Annotated in this window: 24 protein-coding genes; 11 read left to right on the plus strand and 13 right to left on the minus strand. The window is 48.5% G+C overall.

The annotated features are described in order from the left end of the window. The first annotated feature begins 1 nt into the window (after position 1). The 3 genes from hutZ to HLG76_RS00270 all read left to right on the plus strand — a co-directional run bounded on the left by hutZ (position 2) and on the right by HLG76_RS00270 (position 1706). Positions 2-571 carry a heme utilization protein HutZ gene (hutZ, locus tag HLG76_RS00260; RefSeq protein WP_077461144.1) on the plus strand — a complete coding sequence of 190 codons (570 nt, stop codon included), beginning with the start codon at positions 2-4 and terminating at the stop codon, positions 569-571. Positions 572-708: 137 nt separating this feature from the next. After that, a complete protein-coding gene (locus tag HLG76_RS00265) occupies positions 709-1179 on the plus strand; it encodes a DUF2947 domain-containing protein (RefSeq protein WP_077461145.1) in 471 nt (156 codons plus the stop codon). Positions 1180-1262: 83 nt separating this feature from the next. After that, positions 1263-1706: a hypothetical protein gene (locus HLG76_RS00270; RefSeq protein WP_021023734.1), complete on the plus strand. Its 444-nt coding sequence runs from the start codon at positions 1263-1265 to the stop codon at positions 1704-1706. 47 nt (positions 1707-1753) lie between these two features. On the opposite strand, the gene panP is transcribed toward HLG76_RS00270, so the two are convergent. The 7 genes from panP to ugpB all read right to left on the minus strand — a co-directional run bounded on the left by panP (position 1754) and on the right by ugpB (position 9401). Then, on the minus strand, positions 1754-3400 hold the full coding sequence (gene panP, locus HLG76_RS00275) for a pyridoxal-dependent aspartate 1-decarboxylase PanP (RefSeq protein ID WP_175992868.1): 1647 nt from the start codon (positions 3398-3400) through the stop codon (positions 1754-1756). Positions 3401-3620: 220 nt separating this feature from the next. After that, on the minus strand, positions 3621-4142 hold the full coding sequence (locus tag HLG76_RS00280; RefSeq protein WP_021023736.1) for a hypothetical protein: 522 nt from the start codon (positions 4140-4142) through the stop codon (positions 3621-3623). Between the two features lie 233 nt (positions 4143-4375). After that, a complete protein-coding gene (locus HLG76_RS00285) occupies positions 4376-5173 on the minus strand; it encodes an HAD family hydrolase (RefSeq protein ID WP_175992869.1) in 798 nt (265 codons plus the stop codon). A gap of 32 nt (positions 5174-5205) precedes the next feature. Further along, a complete protein-coding gene (locus tag HLG76_RS00290; protein WP_175992870.1) occupies positions 5206-6309 on the minus strand; it encodes a sn-glycerol-3-phosphate import ATP-binding protein UgpC in 1104 nt (367 codons plus the stop codon). Next, positions 6310-7158 carry a sn-glycerol-3-phosphate ABC transporter permease UgpE gene (ugpE, locus tag HLG76_RS00295; protein ID WP_077461149.1) on the minus strand — a complete coding sequence of 283 codons (849 nt, stop codon included), beginning with the start codon at positions 7156-7158 and terminating at the stop codon, positions 6310-6312. Next, a complete protein-coding gene (gene ugpA, locus HLG76_RS00300; RefSeq protein WP_175992871.1) occupies positions 7158-8039 on the minus strand; it encodes a sn-glycerol-3-phosphate ABC transporter permease UgpA in 882 nt (293 codons plus the stop codon). Before ugpA ends, ugpE begins: the two co-directional genes overlap by 1 nt. Positions 8040-8096: 57 nt before the next feature. After that, entirely contained in the window at positions 8097-9401 is a 1305-nt protein-coding gene (gene ugpB / locus HLG76_RS00305; RefSeq protein ID WP_175992872.1) for a sn-glycerol-3-phosphate ABC transporter substrate-binding protein UgpB, read from the minus strand. A 277-nt stretch (positions 9402-9678) separates the two neighbouring features. Between ugpB and HLG76_RS00310 the strand changes: the two genes are divergently transcribed. Both HLG76_RS00310 and HLG76_RS00315 read left to right on the plus strand, forming a co-directional pair. After that, entirely contained in the window at positions 9679-10446 is a 768-nt protein-coding gene (locus HLG76_RS00310; protein ID WP_175992873.1) for a glycerophosphodiester phosphodiesterase family protein, read from the plus strand. Between the two features lie 46 nt (positions 10447-10492). Next, the gene (locus tag HLG76_RS00315; protein WP_077646747.1) at positions 10493-11233 is read left to right on the plus strand and encodes a DeoR/GlpR family DNA-binding transcription regulator; all 741 of its coding nucleotides are present in this window, start codon (positions 10493-10495) and stop codon (positions 11231-11233) included. A 28-nt stretch (positions 11234-11261) separates the two neighbouring features. Here HLG76_RS00315 and HLG76_RS00320 read toward each other — a convergent pair whose 3' ends face one another. The 5 genes from HLG76_RS00320 to HLG76_RS00340 form a co-directional block, all read right to left on the minus strand. Continuing rightward, positions 11262-12527 carry an ABC transporter substrate-binding protein gene (locus HLG76_RS00320; RefSeq protein ID WP_077576033.1) on the minus strand — a complete coding sequence of 422 codons (1266 nt, stop codon included), beginning with the start codon at positions 12525-12527 and terminating at the stop codon, positions 11262-11264. Further along, a complete protein-coding gene (locus tag HLG76_RS00325; protein ID WP_175992874.1) occupies positions 12527-13975 on the minus strand; it encodes an ATP-binding protein in 1449 nt (482 codons plus the stop codon). Before HLG76_RS00325 ends, HLG76_RS00320 begins: the two co-directional genes overlap by 1 nt. Further along, entirely contained in the window at positions 13965-14684 is a 720-nt protein-coding gene (locus tag HLG76_RS00330) for a response regulator (protein WP_021023747.1), read from the minus strand. The genes HLG76_RS00325 and HLG76_RS00330 overlap by 11 nt, the downstream gene beginning before the upstream one ends. A gap of 195 nt (positions 14685-14879) precedes the next feature. Continuing rightward, positions 14880-14981 (minus strand): MetS family NSS transporter small subunit, encoded by a 102-nt coding sequence (locus tag HLG76_RS00335; protein ID WP_021023748.1) that lies wholly within the window; start codon positions 14979-14981, stop codon positions 14880-14882. Further along, complete coding sequence (locus tag HLG76_RS00340) at positions 14978-16465, minus strand: sodium-dependent transporter (RefSeq protein WP_175992875.1); 1488 nt, start codon at positions 16463-16465, stop codon at positions 14978-14980. The genes HLG76_RS00335 and HLG76_RS00340 overlap by 4 nt, the downstream gene beginning before the upstream one ends. Before the next feature lie 798 nt (positions 16466-17263). Here HLG76_RS00340 and HLG76_RS00345 point away from each other — a divergent pair. The 5 genes from HLG76_RS00345 to emrD all read left to right on the plus strand — a co-directional run bounded on the left by HLG76_RS00345 (position 17264) and on the right by emrD (position 21817). Further along, a complete protein-coding gene (locus HLG76_RS00345) occupies positions 17264-18538 on the plus strand; it encodes a patatin family protein (RefSeq protein ID WP_236719571.1) in 1275 nt (424 codons plus the stop codon). 4 nt (positions 18539-18542) lie between these two features. Beyond that, positions 18543-19100, plus strand: a complete 558-nt coding sequence (locus HLG76_RS00350; RefSeq protein WP_077670086.1) for a sugar O-acetyltransferase — start codon at positions 18543-18545, stop codon at positions 19098-19100. A gap of 141 nt (positions 19101-19241) precedes the next feature. Continuing rightward, the gene (gene ribA, locus HLG76_RS00355; protein ID WP_021023753.1) at positions 19242-19847 is read left to right on the plus strand and encodes a GTP cyclohydrolase II; all 606 of its coding nucleotides are present in this window, start codon (positions 19242-19244) and stop codon (positions 19845-19847) included. Positions 19848-19952: 105 nt separating this feature from the next. After that, positions 19953-20414, plus strand: a complete 462-nt coding sequence (locus tag HLG76_RS00360) for an isoprenylcysteine carboxylmethyltransferase family protein (RefSeq protein WP_175992876.1) — start codon at positions 19953-19955, stop codon at positions 20412-20414. A gap of 191 nt (positions 20415-20605) precedes the next feature. Further along, positions 20606-21817 carry a multidrug efflux MFS transporter EmrD gene (gene emrD / locus HLG76_RS00365; RefSeq protein ID WP_021023755.1) on the plus strand — a complete coding sequence of 404 codons (1212 nt, stop codon included), beginning with the start codon at positions 20606-20608 and terminating at the stop codon, positions 21815-21817. Positions 21818-21928: 111 nt separating this feature from the next. Here emrD and HLG76_RS00370 read toward each other — a convergent pair whose 3' ends face one another. Next, complete coding sequence (locus HLG76_RS00370) at positions 21929-22264, minus strand: HI1450 family dsDNA-mimic protein (RefSeq protein ID WP_021024513.1); 336 nt, start codon at positions 22262-22264, stop codon at positions 21929-21931. Positions 22265-22466: 202 nt separating this feature from the next. On the opposite strand from HLG76_RS00370, the gene HLG76_RS00375 reads away from it, so the two are divergent. Further along, on the plus strand, positions 22467-23309 hold the full coding sequence (locus tag HLG76_RS00375; RefSeq protein WP_021024514.1) for a hypothetical protein: 843 nt from the start codon (positions 22467-22469) through the stop codon (positions 23307-23309). Positions 23310-23516: the final 207 nt, after the last annotated feature.

Here is a 23516-nt window from a genome sequence, read left to right on the forward strand (position 1 = left end):
TATGGATCAAGCGACTAAACAACAACGGCTACAAAACCGCCTTGGCCCTGAAATTAAAGAATTTCGTGCAAACTGCCGGACATTACAGCTTGCAACATTGGATACAAAAGGCAAACCCAATGTCAGTTATGCCCCCTTTGCTCAGCGTGAAGATGGCTTTTATATCCTGATCAGTGAAATTGCCCGTCACGCACGTAACCTGCAAGAAAACCCAAACTTGTCATTGATGATGATCGAAGATGAAGGGAGCGCGAAACAGATTTTTGCTCGTCAACGTCTTAGTTTTGATGCACGAGCTGAAATGGTGGAACGTAACACCGCGACTTGGCAAGTTGGCATTGATGCATTGAAAGCGCGGTTTGGCGATATTATCGATAATTTGAGTGGGTTAGAAGACTTTCGCCTCTTCCGTCTGGCGCCAGAAAACGGCCTGTATGTGAAAGGATTTGGCCAAGCGTTTCAGGTTGGCAGTGACGACTTTGTTGATATGGTGCACCTTGATCAAGGCCACCGTAAAATCGGCGAAGACAATGACATTAAAACTACCGATGAGCTCGTCATTAACGGCTAATCGAGTTGATGAAGGGTGAGACGGCAATGTGTTTCGCATTGCCGTTTTCTCTTTATTATCGGTATTGGGCTTGGTAACAACCTCGCTGCAATTATGGTAAAGTAAACGCCATTACCAAGCCGATAACCACGAGCAGCATGAATTACATCCCATTATCTGACTACAAAAGAAAGTGGATTTTCACCCATCAATCTCTCCCTATCCCAGAGCAAGATCTTGCTGAGATTAAACCCATGACAGAGACGCGTGCGGCGCAGTTGTGGCAAGAATTTATCAGTAAAGATAGCCCGACACCGGATCATTTTGGTAAGCAAGATTGGCCCACCCATCAAAACGTTTGGACTCAACGGCTGGTCTGGCAACATGCGTGGGACAACGATGATGATCTGCCTGAAGACTTTGTGTCCAATTTTCCTTGGGAAGACAATATTACGGTCTACTTTTGTTACGACAAACATAATATCGTCGAAACTCGCTGGGGCGTGTTCAAGCAATATTGGAAAAACTTTCTATTCTATGATGACAAACCCATCTTGATTGGTCGTCGTCGCAAAGAGGTTGCGATGTTTGAGCAATCAGGTGAAGTAGTGATCGGTCAACGTGACTGACGTTCAAGTCATCAACGACGTGGCCGTTAATAGAAAGATAAACCGCATGTCCAATCCATAGCGTCATCGTATAGGGATCAGAGATGATAAAAATAATCGCTGCCGTGTGTTTGTCGGTCTTACTGGTTGGGTGCTCGTTACCTAATATGTCGGATCTGTGGCGCAATTACAGTACCATTGGCTTAAACGAAGCATTACGGGGAGCCGAGCAAGATCTGATTCATTGTCGCTATGATAATACGCTGGATACCGCGCAGCGATACACAGTGATTGGAACCGCGCGAGAAAAAGCGCGTGCGTTCGAATTAATGGGGATCGCGTATAGCGAGCAAGAAAACACTGCTGAATTTGATCATACCTTGCAACGCTTTTTATTTTCAGAGCCAGGGCGCGCAATGACAGCGCCACAGGTGCAAATACAATGGCAACAAGCCCAGCTAGACATTGAGCATCAGCGTGAGACGGCGCTAAGCCAGACGCACTGTTTGCAGTCAACCAATATCCCCAAAACAGGACCGCTCAAATAATTAGGCAGCCACTGAATGTGACTGCCTGCGCACGCCGCAATGTTTGGCTAGCTCTTTAGAATACTGTCTGCCAAGGTGATCAGTCGCGGATAAGCGAACTCACTTTCTTGCGCAATCGCAGCTTGTTCAACTAACACCTCGTGCAGAATTTCTTGTGTGGTAAGTGGGTTAGCAAGTACCACCCTAAACACTGTGGTCGTCCGCCGCTGCCACTGCTCTGGCGTGAGACGCGTCCGTGAGACGAACGTTTGACCTGATTCACGCTGGCGTTTTTGCACAAATTTAGTCAGATCATTGAGCAAGTTATGAATCAAATCGACTTGCTCTTCATTAGCCACCGCAAGGGCCGCTTGCACACGAGCGGGAACAAACCGATAGGTCAATAAACAAAGCTCTGGCTCTGAGATCAGCTCAAAATCCGGGTGTTGGCTAATCATCTTGGCAAACGCAGCTGCTTTATCGATACTTTGATCAATCAACAGCTCATAGCCACGGCGAGAAATAATATTCATACAGGCAAATACCAACATCGCCATACCGCTGCGAGAGCCTTCAAGCGTATGACTTCCGAGGTCTTTTGCCCCTTTACGGAGAATATACTCGGCGTGGTGCTCGATGGATGCGACCACGGAAGGATCTTTAAACAGCACCATACCGGCGCCCATAGGGACATACAGCTGTTTATGGGCGTCAATGGTCACCGAATCAGCACGTTCAATACCGGCCAGCTTATGGCGCTGGTTATTCGACATTAACGTGGCACCACCCCAGGCGGCATCCACGTGAAAATGAATGCCTTCTCGCTCAGCAATATCAGCTAACGCATTGAGTGGATCGATACTACCGGTTTCTGTCGTGCCAGCGACACCCACGATGGCCACCGGTTTGATATTATCGCGATTCAGTTGCGTAATAGTGTCTTCGAGTGCATCAATGCAAATGCGATTTTGGTTATCTGCGGGCACGGAGATCAATTGGTCGCGGCCAATCCCTAGCACATCGGCGGCTTTTCCCAATGAATAGTGGCCCCGCTCAGACACTAGAATGGCCAAATCGCGATAACCATAGTGACGCATTGCACCAAACAAGCCTGCTTTGTTAATGCCAGGAAATTCACCATCAGGCTTAAGGACGTTATTTCTCGCCACCCATAGCGCGGTAATGTTGGCGACTGTTCCCCCCGAGCAGAATGCGCCCAGCGAGTGGTTGGCGCTGTGCATCCAGCTTTGATAAAAGGCATCATCTTGCTGATAAATCAGATTATGCAGCATGCCAAGCACTTGACGCTCGAGCGGAGTAAACGCTTTCGAGGTTTCGATCTTGACCGTATTCTGGTTAAGGCCAATCATGATTTTTGATAACGGCATTAAAAAATACGGCAGGGCAGAGGTCATGTGGCCAATAAATCGCGGCGAGGCGGTGTGAACGGACTGGGCCACCAATTTATCGAGTAAAAACTGCGTGTGATCCGACACGAAGGCAGGATCTTCAGGAATTGCGGGATTACTAAAATCACTTTCGATATCTGCCAGCGAACGCTCGGTAGCCGTAATGTGATTTTGTAAAAATCGATTAAGATTCTGCGAGATTTCTTGCTCAATTTGACTGAGCGTTGAGTCTGGCGCTTCGGGGACAGTGAAAATCCGGTGTAAGGTTTCGGGCGTCGCGTCCGCGGCTTTATTATGTATGGCCATGACGTTCTTCTTTTATCTGCTTAGCTGTCCAAACGGTGAAAACCCTGATCAAACAAAGGCTATGCACACGATCACTTGCTGAAAAATGGCCACAACATAGCAAAAAAATGCGCGGCAATCAGGCTTTTTTATCGTTTGATGACAGCAAAAGCCGCATAAGCAACGAATATGATGACGGTCAGAGCCGACAACTGCCGGCTCATTGTTGATTGATGCAGACTTACTGACATTGACGATCGTTAATGCTTACCATCTGATCGTTATATTGGTTCAATGGTTTGTCGATTTCTTTAGGGTGGCTGAGAAGGTCGGCGAGGGCACTACGTAACGCATAGTTACCTTCCATTGACTCTCCTTGACGAAAAGCAAACACGTCTTTCGCCAGTGACGACGGCGGCAGTGAGCTTTGCGACAGGGTTTTAACATCTTCTTGCGAGAGCATTAGCCATGATTCAACCGGCGCATCGAGATTGAGCTTGGCGCTGTCATTATTTAAATAATAGTCAAAGGCTTGTGCGTTCAGATTAAAGTGGTTGGTACGGCCGCGTAAAAACCAGTCGGCTACCTCATCCAAAGAGGCGTCTTTTTCAACGGTCATCTCCACTAATGCTTGATACCAGTTAATTGATGCATCAACGTAGTCATGGTATTTGGCTGAATAACAGTCTGCGTTTTCTACCGGTGCCGCGTGTGACATCATCGGCAACAAGGCTGCGACCAGTGCAAGGGCATAGCGTTTCATAGCATTTTCCTAATCGTTATCGTGTTTGCGCTTAATAATTATACGCACTAACCATGCGAGGTGCGCAAACAGTGAGGTTTGGGCATCATTATCATGATAAAACGCCCACATTGTAGAACGACCTACCGACAAAGTTAAATAACACATTGATATAAAAAGCCCTGTAGCAGAAAAGCTGTGAAGCTGCCCTCAGTTAGGCGTTGCCCTCAGTGACGAAAGTAAAAAAAATCGGCTTAGCGCACTAATGATAACCAGCAGGATGCAAATTCAGCGAAGCCCAGCCCACCTGGTGCCTCTGTGATCCAGGTGGGTGGGGTATCGAGTGCAGCAAGGTGGGGGGCAATATTGGCGACCCCAACACTGAGCGGAAAGTAGGCAAACATGTCGTTATCGTTGCGTGAGTCACCAATAAAGGCAACCTGTTGAGGGGCGGCCTTTTCTGTGACACCGTAACGAAAAAGCCAATCCAGCGTCGCTTGTTGTTTATTATGGGTACCCAACCATGCGTTAATATGAATAGAGCTAGCCGTTGCTTTGGCACCATATGCGTGGAGTGCCTCAAGCAATGCATCAACTTCGGATTGTGGCGCACGTTGGGTATGCTGACCAATATCAATGGCCACTTCACAGTGGCGGTAGGCTTGATCGGCGCTGAGGGTACGATTTGGATACTGCTCGAGTAAGTGATCAATCCAATCGCGCAGCCCGGGTTGTGCTTGCTGGGCGGTGTAGCTGATTTTTGTCTGTCGTCGGCCATTTTCATGCCACATCACCACGCCACCATTTTCACCGATGACCGCATCGACAGGCCAAGCGTTAATGATGTGATCACACCAACCTGCACAGGCCCCTGTCACGGGTACTACTCGGATCCCCGCGTCACGCAATTCGGTTAATGCCTTCAGTGTTTGCCACGGAAGTGCCCCTTGCCACGTCAAGGTGTCATCAACATCGGTAAACAGCCACTGAACATCGCGCCAGCGTTCGGCGTGTTGATGTATCGATGACAAAGGCAAACACTGAATTGGCATGACGCTATGCTCCTAAAGTATGCTCCTAAAGATTAAATCGCCACAACCCGCTCATCGCTAAGCGCTTTCACATCAAGCGTCAGCCGTTTACCGCTTTCAGCCGCAAAGACATGCAAATTGTGCGGGTCAATCGCTAACGGTAGTTGATCGCCCTCTATCACTTTACTATGGCCTTCTAAGCGCAAGGTGATCAGACTATCCGTGTCCGCGATGTGACCATAGACCAACAAATCGGCCCCTAACGCCTCCGTTAAGGTCACCGATAGCGTAAATTGCGCCTGGTCGTTAGGGACGATTTTTAAATGTTCAGGCCGTAGCCCAACACATACCGATGATGCGGTTGTGCCCTGGCAATAAGCCAGTGCGTGATGACCGATGGATAGGGCGTGATTGTGGATTTGTCCGTCGACGATGTTCATCGCCGGAGAGCCAATAAAGGTGGCAACAAAGAGGCTGGCAGGCGCATCATAGACTTCCAGCGGTGTACCAATTTGCTCGACGTTGCCGCCATTTAACACCACTAACCGGTCGGCAAGCGTCATCGCCTCAACCTGATCGTGGGTGACATAGACCGCTGTCGTCTTGAGTTTTCGTTGCAGGCTTTTTATTTCTAAACGCATCTGAACACGTAGCTTAGCATCCAGGTTGGATAAGGGTTCATCAAACAAGAACACCTTGGGACGACGAACAATTGCACGGCCCATTGCCACGCGCTGACGTTGGCCACCAGACAGTTGATTGGGGCGTCTATCTAGCAAGTGATCAAGCTCCAACATGGTCGCGACTTCGTTGACCAATGTTTCAATCTCCGCTTTTGGGGTGCCGCGGTTTCTCAATCCGTAAGCCATGTTATTAAACACACTCATGTGCGGGTAAAGCGCATAATTTTGAAACACCATCGCGATATCACGCTCACCCGGCTCCAGATCATTCACTCGCTTGTTGTCGATAATTAAGTCGCCATCCGAGATGGCCTCCAGGCCCGCAATCATGCGCAGTAATGTGGATTTACCACAGCCACTTGGGCCGACCAAGACAATCATCTCGCCATCTTGTACGGCCAAGTCGACACCATGAATAGCTTTGAACCCATTCGGATAGGTTTTTTGAAGTTGATCGAGGGTTACCGTTGCCATTTACTTCTCCGTCTCCACTAAGCCTTTAACAAATAGTTTTTGCATGCCCAAAACCACCAATACAGGCGGTAGCATTGCCATTAATGTGGTTGCCATGACGCGGTTCCATTCCACTTCACCGTCGCCAACAGACAACATGCGCTGAATACTCATCACGATGGTGTAATACTCGTCATCCGTGGTGATCAGAATGGGCCATAAATACTGGTTCCACCCATAGATAAAAGTGATCACAAACAGCGCGGCAATATTGGTGCGCGATAAGGGCAATAAAATATCTTTAAAAAATTTAAACGGACCTGCACCGTCCATGCGGGCGGCTTCCAGCATTTCCCCCGGCACGGTCATAAAGAACTGCCGGAATAAAAAGGTCGCGGTGGCGCTGGCGATCAGCGGAATCGTTAGGCCCGACATGGAATTCAACATATTGAGGTCGGCAATGACCTGGAATGTCGGCATAATACGTACTTCAACGGGAAGCATTAAGGTCATAAAAATGATCCAAAATGCCAGCATGCGGCCAGGAAAACGGAAATAGACCACCGCATAGGCCGACAAAATTGAAATAACCAGTTTGCCGATGGATATGCCCATCGCCATTAAAAATGAATTCCATAACATGCCTGCTACGGTGATATTTAACTCACGCGATGTCCCTTCGGTGAGTACCTCTGTAAACACAGATAAGCCTTTGTCACCAAACCATAATGGGGTAACACCACTCACAAAGGCGCTGCTATCGTGAGTGGCGGCGGTGAGCGCAAGCCACACGGGCAACGCAACAGAGGCCACACCCAGAATCAACACCAGATGCGAGAACACAGTAAGCCAAGGGCGACGTTCAACCATTAGTAGGCCACCTTCTTTTCAACATATTTAAACTGAATCACGGTTAATGCACCGACCAAGATCATCAGCACCACCGACTGGGCCGCGGATGAGCCCATATCGAGCCCAACAAAACCATCGGCGTAAACTTTATAAACCAGCGTGGTTGTCGATTGACCTGGCCCGCCTTGGGTCATGGCGTGAATAACGCCGAACGTTTCGAAGAAGGCGTATACCAAGTTAACAACCAAGAGAAAGAATGACGTGGGTGACAGCAGCGGGAAAATAATGGTTACAAACCGTTTCCCCGGTCCAGCCCCGTCAATCGCGGCCGCTTCAATCAATGATCGTGGGATCGACTGTAACCCTGCAAGAAAGAACAAAAAGTTATAGCTGATCTGCTTCCAGGTGGCGGCGATAATAACCATGGTCATGGCATCCCCAGAATGAATAAAGGGATTCCAATCGAGCCCAATGGCTTCAAGCGCATGGGCCAGTACACCCACGGTGGGGTTGAACATAAATAGCCAGAGCACCCCAGCGACAGCGGGAGCAACCGCATAAGGCCAAACCAATAAGGTTTTATAGCCCGTCGCGCCTTTGATCACACGATCGGCCATCACCGCGAGCACTAATGCCGAGAGAAGAGCAATAGCGGCGACTGAAAAACTAAAAAACAGCGTAGTGAAAAAGCTACTGTAATAGCTTGTATCACCAATGAGTGCGATAAAATTGTCAGCACCGACGAACTCGGTACTGAGCCCAAAAGGATCTTCAAGTAGCATCGACTGCCAGACCGCTTGTGCTGCTGGCCAAATAAAGAAAACAAGCGTAATGAGCAGTTGCGGTGCGAGTAATAAAATGGGAAACGCACTGTGGTTAAATGTGGGTTTATTGGACATAGACTTTCTCAATAAAAAGAGCGGGCTCAGCGCACCGCTCCATAATACAAGGCGTAATTATTTGTTTGCTTTAGCAAACTTAGCGAGCAATCCGTTCGCACGTTCAACGGCCTCATCCAACGCTTCTTGCGCTGACTTATCACCCGACCAGACAGTTTCAAGCTCTTCGTTGATCACATCGCGAATTTGCACGAAGTTACCCAAACGAATACCTTTCGATGCAGGGGTGGGCTCCACTTCTGTCATCTGATTAATCGCGACATCTGTCCCCGGGTTCTCAGCGTAAAAGCCTTGCTTTTTACTTAGCTCATACGCACCGTGAGTGATCGGCAGATAGCCAGTAAATTGGTGCCAATCAGCTTGGATCTCTGGTTTTGACAAGAACGAGAAGAACTGAGCAACGCCCTTGTACTCTTCTGATTCATGACCTTGCAGAACCCAAAGCGTGGCGCCGCCAATAATCGTATTTCTTGGCTGCTCAACGGCTTTATCCCAGTAAGGCAGCTTGGCAACACCAAACTCAAAGTCTTTCACGCTCTCACGCACGCCCGCATAGGATGCTGAAGAGTTCATATACATGGCACACTCACCACTATAAAAAAGTGGTGCACTGTCAGAGCGACGGCCGCCATACTCAAAGATCCCAGCTTGTTGCCAGTCTGCCATTTTGGCGATGTGATCAACGAAAGGTGATTGGTTAATCAGCATTTCGTTATCCACACTGCTAAAGCCGTTATCATTAGTGGCAATCGGGGTATTATGACGTGCGCCGAGGTTTTCGATTTGTACCCAAGACTGCCAGCCGGTGGTGAAGCCACACTGGGTGCCATTGGCGAGAAGCTTTTCTGATACTTGCTCGACCTCTTCCCAAGTCTTAGGTGGTGTCACCCCCGCTTTGGCGAACAAATCTTTGTTGTAATAAAGCACCGGTGTTGAGCTGTTAAATGGCATAGACAACATGTTGCCATTTTCGTCTGAGTAGTAGCCGGTCACAGAAGAGAGATAATCAGACTGGTCGAACGGTACTTTGGCGTCTTGCATTAACTCATACACTGGGTAAATGGCGCCTTTTGCAGACATCATGGTCGCCGTTCCTACCTCAAACACTTGCACGATATGAGGTTGTTTGTTGGCGCGGAAGGCAGAGACCGCCCCCGTCATGGTTTCGGTATAGTTGCCCTTATAAACGGGCTTCACTGTGTAGTCGTCCTGACTGGCATTGAACTTCTCGGCCATTTCATTCACTTTTTCACCGAGATTTCCGCCCATTGCGTGCCACCATTCAATTTCGGTTGCAGCGTTGGCGGAAAACGAGGCCAACAACAAGGCCGAAGAAAGCGCGGTTAAGCGTTGGGTTTTCATGCGTCACTCCTTTTGAGGATGGGGTAATGTTCATCTGGCAACTTAATGAACAAAAATGAACATAATATGAACCTCACCGAAAAGGGAGATGACAATTGTATGACTTTTGACCGCGATCTCGTTGGTCGTGAAAAATATGTTAATTAAAGCGTGTTCTGTGAATGAAAAGCATGAAATTAAAGGTAATATTAATGTAGCAAATCTGTCACCTTTAACGGGGAGAAATGAAGTCCTGGTTGGCTTACAATAGATATATTTAAGATAAAGAGATGTTCATATGAAAACCGAGCCCGAAAAGTCAGTTTTATCATCTACTCCGGTATCACCTCAGAAATTATGTGGTCACCGGGGTGTCGCCGCTCAAGCGCCTGAAAATACGTTAGCGTCGATCGCCCGCGTGCGTGAACTCGGCTTAAGTTGGGTGGAAGTAGATGTGCAATTAACCCAAGACGGCATTCCTGTAGTCTTTCATGATCAAACGTTATCCCGGTGCACGAATGGGAAAGGGGCGTTGAAAGACACTGCCTTAGTCGATTTACAGCAATTGGATGCGGGAAGCCACTTTTCAGCTGATTTTGCTCAACAACGAGTGCCGACATTAGCGGCCGTATTGGCACAAGTTCATCACGATGAGCTGCACCTTAACCTTGAGATAAAAACCTATGCCGATACCGATATTGCTGCATTATGCGACGCGGTATTTGATTGTTTATCGACAAGCCCTGTGAATGAGCGGCAGATCTTAATCTCGTCTTTCTCTTTGGATGCGTTGCGGTATTGTCGCGATCAAAAACCGAGCCTCGCCCGGGCGATCTTATGGGAAACCATCCCTGATAATTGGCATGAGTTTCGCGATTTAGCCACACTTAGCATTCACTGCAACTATCGCCACCTCACCCAAGAGAAAGCAAAATCCGTTAAAGATTCAGGTTTAGCATTGAAGTGTTACACCCCTAACGATCCGCACGCCGTGGCACCTTTATGGGAGTGGGGAGTGGACATGATGATCACCGACGCCCCTGAGCGTTATTTATCAATAAGTTGATATCGACAAATTGAAAAATAAGGAGGGAGTGTTGGTGACTAACGATTTGGGATTAAACTGGCGACAGCGAGATATTCTCAGCCAATTAGCCGATGTCGAACATTTAGAAACTGACCACTTGGCCGCGCATTTTTCCGTGACTACGCAGACTATCCGTCGCGATATTAATCAGCTTTGTGCGTTGGGGCTCGCCCGTCGTCATCATGGTGGGATCAATATGCCCTCCGCACAGGCAAACAGTGACTATCAGCGCCGGCTTGAACGCCATCGTGGGATTAAAACTGCGATTGCGCAGGCTGTCGCCGAGCGTATTCCTGACGGGGCCACCGTGATGTTGGGCATTGGCACGACCGTCTCGGCGATTGCCGAACAGCTACTCACCCGACGTGATCTTCGGGTGATAACCAACAACGTACAAATCGCCCACATTCTCGGCGCTAATTCTGACCTGGAAATTTGGCTGGCCGGCGGAAAGTTACGGGCCAACGATCAAGATATGGTGGGCCATTCGGTGATTCAGTTTTTATCCCGCTTTCAAGCCGATATTGCCATTATTGGTTGTGCGGCGGTGAGTGAAGAAGGGTGGGCCTGCGAGTTTTCCCCGGATGAAGCCGATGTCAGTGACACCATGTTGGAAGCCGCCACCGCGCGTTGGCTGGTGGCTGATGGTTCAAAATGGCAGCGCAGTGCGCCGGTGAAAGTGAAAACGCTCAAGCAATTTGACTATGTGTTCACTGACCACACTGAGCTTGCCAGTGACATTGCCTTTGTTCCTTGTGCGTTTTAATCATGGCGAGTTAGACCGCAAGGTGTGATCATGCTTGCGCCGATAAGATCGCCCGATAGAGTGCTTCTGCGGCCTCACGCGGGGTTTGCTTCGGGTCGTAGAAAAACTCGTCAATCACATCAAAAATGGCACTTTGCACATAGCGTGTGGTCGACAGTCCATGTGACATACTCGGGCTTAAGGTGCCGTGTTCTTGCGCATAAAGAAACGCATCGCGCGATGCGTGGGCGCAATGATCATCCTCAGGCAATGGCACATCAAATCGGATCGGCAAAGAGCCTTTATAACGATTAAAATCGCGTTGAAATTGCGGTGTCAATAAATACGACGCTATATCCGCCTGGCTTTGCCGCTCGTTTTCATTGTTGGGTTTAAAAAACACAAAGCTGTCGACGTTATAGCTAAACGCGTGTTTAGTGCCAGGGACGGCAACACAGGTAAACGCCTTGCCTTCTTGCTGATTAGCTGCGAAAAATTCACCTTTCGCCCAATCTCCCATTACTTGCATGCCTGCCTGATTATTAATCAGCAGCTGCGTGGTATCGCTCCAGTTTCGGCCTTGACCCTTGTCATCGACATATTTGCGCATTTTGGCGAGTAAACGGAACGCTTCAATGACGCCGTCACTCAGTAATGCGTTGCGTTCGAAATTAAGAAACGCCCGCTGATAAAGTTGTGGTCCCATGACGGACAGGGCCAAGCTGTCAAACAGCGTCGCCACTTGCCAGGGCTCTCCGCCTAGGGCAAGGGGAACATAGCCTGCCTGTTTAAGTTTATCTGCCGCAGTAAAAAAGCTATCAAAGTCGGTCGGGATATCAGCATCCGCGGCCTCAAACGCACGTAAGTTAATCCATAGCCAATTTACTCGGTGGATATTAATGGGCGCGGCGACGTAATTGCCTTGATACTGCATCACATCTCTAAGTGGCGCAGGGATCTTGGCTTCCCACTGCTCGGCATCAGCAATATTATTAAGATTACGCAAAAAACCGAGTCTCGCCCACTCCGTGATCTCTGGGCCTTTGATTTGTGCGGCCAAAGGTGGATTGCCACTAATCGCACGAATTCTCAGTGTATTCATCGCACTGATCCCAGCGCGACCTCCTACCGCAAAATCTTGCCATTGATAGCCTTGTCGCTCCATGCCCTGACGTAATACCGAGGCGGCTTTGGCCTCTCCGGCTGAGGTCCACCAGTGAAGCACTTCAACCTTGCTTGCAGCGGCGCTAACGCTGTAGGCTAACAAACTGTACGCAAGCAGCGCACCCGATAAAAATCGTGTTGTTCGACGCATTATTCTTCTACCCGCGGGAAACTGATATCAACTTGTAATCCACCCTCACGATGATTACTGAGCACCATATCACCACCATGGGCATGAATGATATCTCTGGCGATCCCAAGGCCTAAGCCCGAGCCGTCACTGTCATCATGCAAGCGCACATAGGGATCGAACACTGACGTGAGCGCTTCTTCTGGAATACCAGGGCCTTCATCGATCAAGGTGATATCTAAGGTGTGCGCCGCGTCCATAACATAAATGGTTACTTTGTCGCCATACTTAACCCCGTTATCAATTAAATTGGATAGGCAACGTTTAAACGCGAGCGGTTTACAGGTAAATGGCGGCACGGCATCGCTTTCAATCTGCACCCGCATTCTGGTTTGGTTGTGGGGTTCAACAATCATCGCTAAAAAGTCGATCACATCAATCGCGGCCATATTCTCGTGAATATCGGTATCACGCACGGTTTGAACCGCGCCTTTCACCATCATTTCAAGATCGTCCAAGTCTTTATTTAATTTTGCCGTTTGTACCTCATCGTCGATCAGCTCCGCGCGCAGGCGTAACCGCGTGATAGGGGTTTTTAAATCATGCGACATCGAGCGAAAAAGGGTTTCCCGCTCGCGTAGATGGCGTTGTAAGCGTCGTTGCATCCGGTTGAAAGCTCGGGTCACAATCGCAATTTCAGCCGCGCCTTCTTCTCTAAGCGGGGGTTGCTCAATGTCAGTACTGAATAAATTAGCGGCCTTTGCTAATCGCTTTAGCGGCCGAGCTTGTTGACGAATTAAGATGTAGGTAAAAAATAGCAGCAAAGCGGTAATGACCACGATAAAGACCACTTGATCGGCGGTGATCAGCGTATCGTCGAGGGTCACATAGGGCGCAGGAAGTAGGGCAGCGATATAAACCCACTCACCGGTTTTAAGCTCCATTTGCACCACCAGAATAGGTGGATTGAGTGGCTCTAAGCTTAAGGTGTGATGTGCCCAAGACTTGGGTAAATCTTGCAATAAAATATCGTTATTCAGCACCCGCAATGTTTCAGGGCGAGAAAAATTAACCTCGATGGTGTTTAACGCCGGCAGTTGTTGATGAAGAATGCCTGATACGGTATCGATAGCAACCTGCTTGGCTTGCGTGTCTTCGATCGGCGTGATGTGAATTTTTTCTTTATTGAATGAAACAAAAAACCGCGTGCCACCCATATTACGCAACTGATTCAATGCGACATGACGATACGCCACGGGTAAAGACTGAAAAAAGGTGGTAGTTGATGCAAACATGTTGGCTAAACTCGCCGATGCGGATTCTAATCCCTCTAGCTGGGTTCGCTTCGACTGAGTATACCAGATTGATGTCGCAATCCCTTGTGCCAAGACCACCGATAGTAGCGTTAACAGCAGTGTTCTGGAAAGCAGAGAGCGTGGGATCAGTTTTTCGAGCCATTCATGATTCATACTGGATCTCGGCAACAAACATATAACCTGCACCACGTACCGTTTTAATTAGGTTCGCTTTACTGGTATCGCGTAAGCGTTGACGCAGACGGCTGACTTGAACATCAATACCACGCTCTTGCGCTTGGGCATCTCGCCCGCGTGTCGCCTGACTAATGGCGTTACGATCCAGTAGCTGGTGCGGGTGGTCGATAAAGAGCATGAGCAGTGCGTAGTCAGAGGCAGACAGCTCGATTTCCATCCCAGTGACAACATGATGCAGCTGCTGCGTGGCTGGCTCAAGACGCCACTGACCAAAGCGGATTGCTTTTGGGCGTGACAAGGTTGTTTCTTGTAACTGTTGAGTACGGCGCAGTAACGCGCGAATACGTGCAATCAGTTGGCGAGGGCTAAAGGGTTTTGCAATGTAATCATCCGCGCCCAACTCAAGTCCGACAATTTGATCCGTCTCGTCCGACACCGCCGTGAGCATAATGATGGGGACACCCGAGTCTTTGCGGATACGTTTACATAAGGTAAAGCCGTCATCACCCGGAAGCATGACGTCTAAAAGAATTAAGTCGGGATACTGCACGGCCAGCTTAGATTGCATCTCATGACCATTTTGCGCGGTGACTACGTCATAACCGGCTTTCGCCAGATAAGCCTGAAGAAGTTCACGAATCTCAACATCATCATCCACCACCAAGATGCGTTTGGCTGAAGCCATAGTGCTTTTGTCCTCGTTGCTATTTTGATCGGTCCATTATCGGTGCTTTGTGACTAAGATGCTAGAAACAACTCCGCAGTTTGTGTAATTAATCAGCGACTAACAAAAAGCCCCCAAGCGATATCGAGCTTGAGGGCTGTTAGGCGTGTTTGTGTTGTCAAAACAGCGCCTACTTGCAGCAGGCGCTTCACATGTTTATTCACTATTACTTTGCATCGCTTTACGAATACACAGAGCGGCACCGCCCCATGTTACCGCTAAACCGATAAGCATCATTACGATTGCACCTGTTGTCATGCGTCTGTCTCCATATTACGAGCGGGTGTGGTTGTGCTGTTAACAATAATGCCAACAACCAGCATGGCTGCCACCAAGCCCCAACCGAGGGTTAGTAGCTCGAACTGCGCATAGCCACCATAGCCGTCGTTAAAGGTATCAATCAGGTTTTTCACCAAGATCACGGCCAGCATAATCGGGCTGATAAAGCGGATACAAATTTCCATCCACTGTCCCACATTAAATTCAGATACGCGATTCACGTATTGACGGATGTCAGACAGTTTCACTAGCCAGCCTACGACAATTAGCTCAAGCAAGCAGCTGGTTAACAATGCAACGTTGTTGACAAAGTAGTCGACTAAATCAAGCAGCAACAAGCCACCGTTGGTAGCAAACGCCATTGAGACCACAAAGCCCACACCACAAACCGCGATTGCCGCTTTTTGACGTGTGACATTCAACTTATCCATGATCGATGATGTAACCGCCTCGATGATCGAGATATGCGAGCTTAAGCCTGCCACCACCAGCGCTAAGAAGAACAAGGGACCCAAAATATAAGGGATAGGCAACAGATTAATTGCGGCTGGCAAAGTGACAAAGGCCAAGCCGACACCGCCGCTGACGACGTCAGTGATGCCCTTACTCTGTTCGGCGGCCATGTAGCCGAGAATAGAGAAGATCAACACACCCGCGACAATCGAAAAGCCGCAGTTAATCAACACCGTCATTAAGGCGTTATTATTCACATCCGATTTCTCAGGTAAATAGCTTGAGTAAGCGAGCATGATGGCAAAGCCGACAGAGAGAGTGAAGAAAATCTGCCCGTAAGCAGCGGACCAAACACTGGCATCTGTCAGTTTGCTAAAGTCTGGCGAAAACAAGTAGTTAAGCCCATCAAGCGCGCCCGGTAACATCACCACACGGCCAATTAGCAGCAGCACCATGATAAACAACAGTGGCATCATGATTTTGCTCGCCTTTTCGATCCCGCCTTTTACGCCACGGAATACGGCAGCAAACGTGATTGCCCACGCAATGATCATCGGAATCGCAATATGCCATTGCCAATCACCCAAATTAGTGGGCGAGTTTTCACCCAGCTTTAGGTAATCTGAAAAGAAGAAGGCGTTGGTATCTGTGCCCCAATCTTGTCCAAATGAGAAGCCAAAGTACGAAATGGCCCAACCAATGACCGCGACGTAGTAGATCCCAATCGTTGCAGCAATCAAGACTTGGAACCAACCGAGCCACTCAAACTTGGTGTTGAGTTTTGAGAAAACCACGGGCGATGAGCCACGTAATTTTTTCCCTAAACCAAACTCCATGATCATAAATGGAATACCGGCAGTGAGCATGGCGAAAAGGTAAGGGATAAAAAAGGCACCGCCACCGTTCTCATACGCCATATAGGGGAATCGCCAAATATTCCCTAGGCCGACTGCTGACCCAACGGCAGCGAGGATAAACCCAGCCCGTGAGCCCCATTGTTCTCTTTGCATATCTACTTACTCCTTTGCGAATTGCCCTTCTTGCGCTTATCCAAGCCCGCAGTGTTGTGATGCTGCGTTTTTTGGCCGATATGAAAGAAATAGCACATTCCCGCAATATTGATTTTTAACGTCCTGTTGCCCGAATGTTGATTTTTTTATCTAAAGCGGGCAGTCATTGCACATTAAGCACAGCAAGAGACTAAATCAATAGCCTTAAAACCAACAAGTTAGCAAAAAGATGGGGGTTAACCTGCAATGATGACGCTTTGGCAGTTGTTGATGATAAAATTTTGTTGTTCTCTAGTGAAAAGAACTATCTTTTTTATCAATAGGTGGTGATTCATGGTTATTTGGTGGTGCACGTTAATTGACGAAAAAAACAGCATTAACAAGCGCTTTTATTGTGCCACAGCGTGATGAAACATGATCCTGATAGCAGAATTGCAGCCCATAAAGGCGCACACTTAACCAGGTTTTATACTGTTGGTGAGCTAACTAGCGAACCAGCTAACCCGGTAACAAAATTAAAAACGTAAACAGTAAGGAGTCAGGCGATGAACACCACATTGGGCTACGCGTTAATCACCGCAGGTTGTGCGCTAGGCATGATATTTACCTTCGCTGCGGTGGCAGTGATGGGGTAAAAGTGAACAATGTAGATAAGTGTCAGGTTAGATGCTTACTGAAACACGCTCACTCATCCGTAACGGGGTAAGCGCTAGCGCAGCGTTACACGACGCGTTAGACTATGCGGCATCGTTCAATAAAAACAGATGCATAACGTGAGTGTGCTCGTAAGGGGCGAGTGTGGTAGACAGCAAGCAAGCCGTACAACCTAAGATGTTTGCGGCCGATACGCAGGCTATCGGTTTAAATAAGAGCCAGCCTTCGCGACCGCAAAGAATTTCCTTGGTCCTGCAAGGAGGTGGGCAGCGCGGTATTTTTACGGCGGGTGTCATCGACGCATTTTTGACTCGCCACTTTGATCCGTTCGAGCACTATTATGGTACGTCCGCTGGGGCGCTCAATATGAGCGCGTATGTCTGCCAACAATACCAATATGGCTACCGATTTATTACCCAGCTGACGACCCAAGAACGCTTCTTCCACTTAATGAAGTATGTGCGGCGTCAGCATCATATGGATCTTGATTGGGCACTAGAGACCGCGCTACCCGGAAAAGAGACGGCATTGGACATGGAGACGGCACGTCGTCACCTGCAAAATCGATATGCCTATGCGTGTGCAACCGATGTCGATATCTTGAAACCTGCCTTTTTCTCGCTCACAGAAGATAATTGGCCTGATGCGCTTAAGGCAACCTGTGCCATTCCACTGTTGTATCCACACCCGGTTAATATCAACGAACACCGGTACGTCGATGGTGGCGTAACTGCTGCAATCCCAGCGAAAGAAGCGTTTGCGCGCGGCGCGGATATCATTGTGGTGATCCGTACAGAGCCTGATGTAGAACAGGAAAAACGCGTCGATGATAGCGGTCGCTTTCTTGAAACACTGCGAGCACGATTTGAAACCCACAAACCCCAATTTAAAATCGCGGATTACCTCACTAACTTTGAAGAAAAATATCGACTAGCGCGGTTTGAAACCTTTCAAAAAGAGCTGAGTAAGCAGTTAGGAGAGTTATCGGAACGCTATAAGTCGAGCCGAGAGCAGTGGGTCAGTCGAGTGAAAGACAGTATGAGAGAGAAGGCGATGCAAAATGGCGGACGCTGGCTGTTCGGTGGTGACACCATTTATCGGCTACAATCGCTATCGGGTAAGCCACTCAGTACCGACATGCTGAAAATGTTCACCACCCACTATCAAAGCTATCAAAGTGAGCTACAGTTTTTGGCCAACCCACCTGCGCGTGCGCAAGTGCTACAAATTGCGCCGAATGAGCCGCTGCAAAGCAGTGCGTTGTTGAGCAAATCTGAAGCCTTGGAGGCGGATTATCAATTGGGCCTAACATTGGGCAATCAGTTTCTAGATCAATATGGCGATGCGCTGGTGGCCTTGTCATCGGTCGATAACTCAGAGTTTGAGTCGACCTCGGCTCCCATGCCGCATCAAGGATAGGTGGATGACGGAATTTGAAAAAATGCAGCGAGGCTTGCCGTACTGTCCTGCCGATGAGGAACTGACGTTGTTTCGTTATGCGGCGCGCCGACTGTGCCAACAATTTAATCGACTGGATCCAGAGGATGCCTCCAGCTTAAATGTGGTCACCACTAAACTGTTTGCGCATATCGGTGACAACGTCGAAATCGATGCGCCCTTCTTTTGTCATTACGGTATGAATATTAGTATCGGCAGTAATGTCAGTGTCGGGCCCAATTGCACGATTCTAGATGGCGCGCATGTCAGCGTTGGCGATAATGTCAGCATTGGCCCGAACGTTGGGATCTATACCACCCGCCATCGCGTATTACCGCTAGATATTGCCCGTGGTGAGTGTGAGTCTTCTCAAGATGTGATTATTGGTAACAACGTCATTATTGAAGGCAATACGGTGATTAAAGCGGGCATTGCAATCGGTGAGGGGGTCGTGATTGAAGCAGGATCTGTCGTGGATACAGACATTGAGCCTTTCTCTATTGTCGCGGGTAATCCTGCCGTTGTGGTGCGCCGGTTACAATAAACACACTCAATATCTGAATATATAATGTTATAACATAACCCTTTTGTGTTATATTATAACATCTTCTCATTGGCATCCGATCGTGGGTGTAGTAATGTTAGCGCCCTGAATCGGGTATCAGCAGTAAGAGATAAACGCATAATGGTTAAAGTTAGGGCCCGAGTGCCGTTGAAAGTCGGGGTGGGAAGCGAGATCCCCGCAGAGATCCTTTCCTTCCATGGATTACAATCCGAACAAGAGCACGTCGCGCTGATCTTTAAGCAGGCCGATCACACGGCTAATCCACCGCTAGTACGTATGCACTCTGAGTGCCTAACCGGCGATGTCTTTCACTCCTCACGCTGTGATTGCGGCGAACAACTTGAAGAAACTATCCATAAAATGGGTGAAGATGGCGGGATTATTTTGTACCTCCGTCAAGAAGGACGAGGAATTGGTCTGTACAATAAGTTAGACGCCTATAAGTTACAAAGCGAAGGCATGACAACTTACGAAGCCAACAATCACCTTGGCTTTGCTGACGATCTGCGAGAGTTTACCGAAGCGGCGCAAATGCTCAAAGCGCTTAATATTGATTGCATCCGCTTAGTGACCAATAACCCGAAAAAAATCGAAGAATTACAAGCCGCAGGTATCACCTTAAAAGAAGTGATTGGCACCAAAGCCCACCTTAAAGATGGTAACCGTAATTATCTGAAAGCCAAGATCGAACACGGCAAGCATCGTCTCAATCTTGAGCAAGACTGAATATTAAGCGTTAACGCCTCGTAATTTGGCAAAAAGGCAGTGACAGTGGCTGCCTTTTTTGGTTAGAGTTTCGCTATTATATCAGTCATCACTCAAGGACGAGTTATGCGTGTACCGGCTTGGCGTTATCTCTTTCCCCCTTTACCTCCCATTGCCATGTTAGCGGCAATTGGCGGCGGGCTTGCATTAACGTATTACTTTCCTTTTGATATTAAGCTAGGCAGCCCCAGCTGGGCGATTGCACCGTTTGTCGTTGCCTTAGGGCTATTGCTGGCGGCAAAATGGGCGTTTCATCGTCATCACACCACTGTCGATCCGCTACAAGCCCCCTCCGCGCTGGTCACTACAGGCATCTACGCTTATAGCCGTAACCCAATGTACTTGGCGATGATATTGATCATTGTTGCCGCCGGGTTCTACTTTAATGCGCTATGGTGTTGGGGGATGATCCCTGCTTTTATGGCTTACTTGTCTGCCACATTTATTCCTGCCGAAGAGTACCGCTTGTTGAGCCAATGGCCCGATGAATTTGAAGCCTACAAAGCACAGGTGCGTCGCTGGATTTAGGATTAGATAAACTAATCTTTAATATAATAAAGAATCGGGGTGGTGACGCTAAACGTCGATTGCTTACCTTGCCTGCAAAGCCTATCATTCCCTCACCGTAAACAAGGTGTTCTCGGAGGTTATGTCCTTAACCTCAATCTTGTTTCGTTTTTCAATGTTTATTTCGCATAATAATTTTTAGGAGTGTTGGTATGTCCTCGGCAATGCCTATGGGCAAGCTATTGCTATTGATCGTGATGTTGGCAGCGGTTGGGCAAATGACCCAAACCATGTATGTACCTTCTATTGGCGTGATGGCGACGGACTTTGCGGTGTCACCGTCACGGTTACAAGCAGTCATGGCCTGTTATTTGATTCCGTACGGATTATCGCAGTTCATTTATGGTGCCGTGTCTGACCGAGTAGGGCGTAAACCCGTGATATTGGCCGGCCTGGTACTATTTTTAGTGGGTACAGGCGTAACCTTACTGGTGAGCTCATTTAACGGTTTTTTGATTGGCAGCGTCGTTCAAGGTGCTGGCATTGGCTGTGGCGGCGCCATGGCGCGTACACTCCCGCGAGACTGTTTTTCTGGTGCTAAACTGCACCGCGCTAATAGCCTTGTCAGTATGGGACTGATTTTCTCTCCCTTACTTGCGCCGCTACTCGGGGGATTTTTAACCGAAGCATTAAACTGGCGCGCGAGCTACTTTTTCTTGCTCCTACTAGGCATTGCCGTGTATGCGATCATGACGCTGCGATTTACCGAAACATTGCCACGTGAGTCACGTCAACCCGGTCACTTTGGTACACGTTACCGCCATGTTATGGGCTCACGTCGCTTTAGAGGCTATCTGCTTTGCCTCGTGACTGTGTTTGCCGGTGTCTCTCTGTTTGAAGCAGCGGCAGGTGTGATTATGTCCGATACCATGGCGCTATCACCGCGTATGATTAGTTTGCTTTTTGTGGTACCACTTCCTGCTTACTTAGTGGGGGCGGGACTATCGAGCCGATTCGCCGACAGCCTGGGCTATTATGCCACGTTGGCACTGGGCAGCGTCCTCGCTCTGATGGGGGCAGGATTGATCACCTTACCTGGCCTAATGGGCGAGGTGTCACTTTATGCATTGATTGGCGGTGGCTGTGTTTACTTTGCCGGAGCAGGGATTCTGTTTCCCGCAGCAAGCACCGGTGCAATTAGCCCGTTCCCTCATCATGCCGGAACCGCCGGCGCGATTTTAGGCGGTACACAAAACCTTTTGGCAGGGGTAGTCACCTTGGTGGCAAGTCAGTTGGGCGTGGCAAGTCAACTCTCTCTGGGGGCGATCATGCTGATACTCGGCACACTCGCCACGATCGGGCTATTCATCAGCTATCACGCAGAAACTCATGGCGATGATCACGCTTCGCTCACCGCGCATTAATCGGTCAGAATATCGTGATTACCCGCAAAACCGACAATAACGGCAGTGAAAGGGCTGCCGTTACGGCTAAGTTTGAATGTGCTTGAGAGCCTCAAGATAAGTGTAAGGACATTAATGCAACTGCTTTCCGTTTCGGTTCCACAGCATATGGCAGAATTTATTATCGATATCGCGGCTAATCAGCATGCGCGCGAATACAGGTTTAAGCACTTCGTCGCCGGCCAGTCCAATTTGCACTTCTGCACACTGAGATAAATCTATATCAGCGCCCACGTGTTCAGGCCAATCACTATTAACTTCGACCACAATCGCACCGCCTTCGTCTTCAAACCGAGATTCAAAAAGCAGCAAATCGTCATGCTCCAAGTTGTCGGGGGCCATTTCGGCAAAAATATCAAACGCGGTCTCGATTATATCCTCTAAGTTAAGCAGGTTGTGTTGCGTCATAATTATCTCTCGTTGGGGTGTGCATGGTCGCACTATAACATGCGCAAGGTGGCATCTCAGCGATCAAAAACGCCAAGAGTGGGGCATGGCTCTAGAGATTCGTATGGCACCCCCTAAACCATGCACAGCGAACCACTCTGGTGATTATCACAGAGACTGACTAAAATTGAAGCAGAGCCGTTGTTAGAGCGTTGATTTGTTAATGCAGATGACCAACAATAGCGCGCCTGTTCAACCGTGTGTAAAAGTCGTGACTCAGTTGCAATCTCGAACCGCGTATTTACCCGAGCCCGATCGGCGCGCGCCATTCCAATCTGAATTTATTCCCGTGATGATCAAAGCGGTGAAACAGCTGCGTGCTCTGCTTGGCAAGCGGCTTCACAGTGTGTATATCAGTGGTGATATTGTCTGGCGCCGTGCGGTCGTCAAAGAAACGGTGTTATCACTGACCGTTGTGTGCCAACAGGCGTTAACGCTTGATCAATCTAATGCGTTAAATACCTTGTTGTGGCGATTGAAAACCAGCCATAGCAAAGTGATCAGTGATTGCCATATCGATATAGTGACAGTGTCACACGTTAGCGATCTGTCGCAAGTCTTCCATTGGGGCTTCTTTTTTAAGCACAGAGCGATTTGCCTGTATGGACAAGATCTCTCTCTTAGTTTTGGCTTGTTCGAAGCCAGTTGGGAAGTGGCAAAAGCCATGAATCCAGACGTATCGGAAAAGCTTGCGCGCGCCAAGCAAAAGGTGACCGCCGCGACAACTTGGAATACCCAGCTCAACGTCGCACAATCGATCGCCGATACCTTAATACGCGCCGCATTTGGGTTAGTTATGCATAAAGAAGCACGTTGGAGTGAGTCATTAGAAGAGTGTGCCGACGCATTTATCAAACATTATCCTGCCCAGAAAACCGCAATTGAGCGACTTTTTATACTACTAGAACGCAAACCTGTAAAAAAACGTGCTGTTATGACCCTCCTCAATGACTTTGGTGATTGGTTGATCAAAGAATATGCCCGTATTGACTTTAAAATTGGTTAACAGGCATTGAAGGCAAGTTTGCGCCTTATCGGTTGATTATATTTGGGCTTATTCTGTGAGCTAACCCACCTCATACCCTACAAATGAGTAACAGAATCTGATCTTGGTCAATAAAACGGTGTAACAAACTTTTCACAAAAGAGAGTTTGTTGAACTATAAAACCAGAAAATGGCATGGCGAATCGACTTTTGCGATGTATTTATTCA

The sequence above is a fragment of the Salinivibrio sp. EAGSL genome (assembly GCF_013366455.1).
GTDB classification, from domain to species: Bacteria; Pseudomonadota; Gammaproteobacteria; order Enterobacterales; family Vibrionaceae; genus Salinivibrio; species Salinivibrio costicola.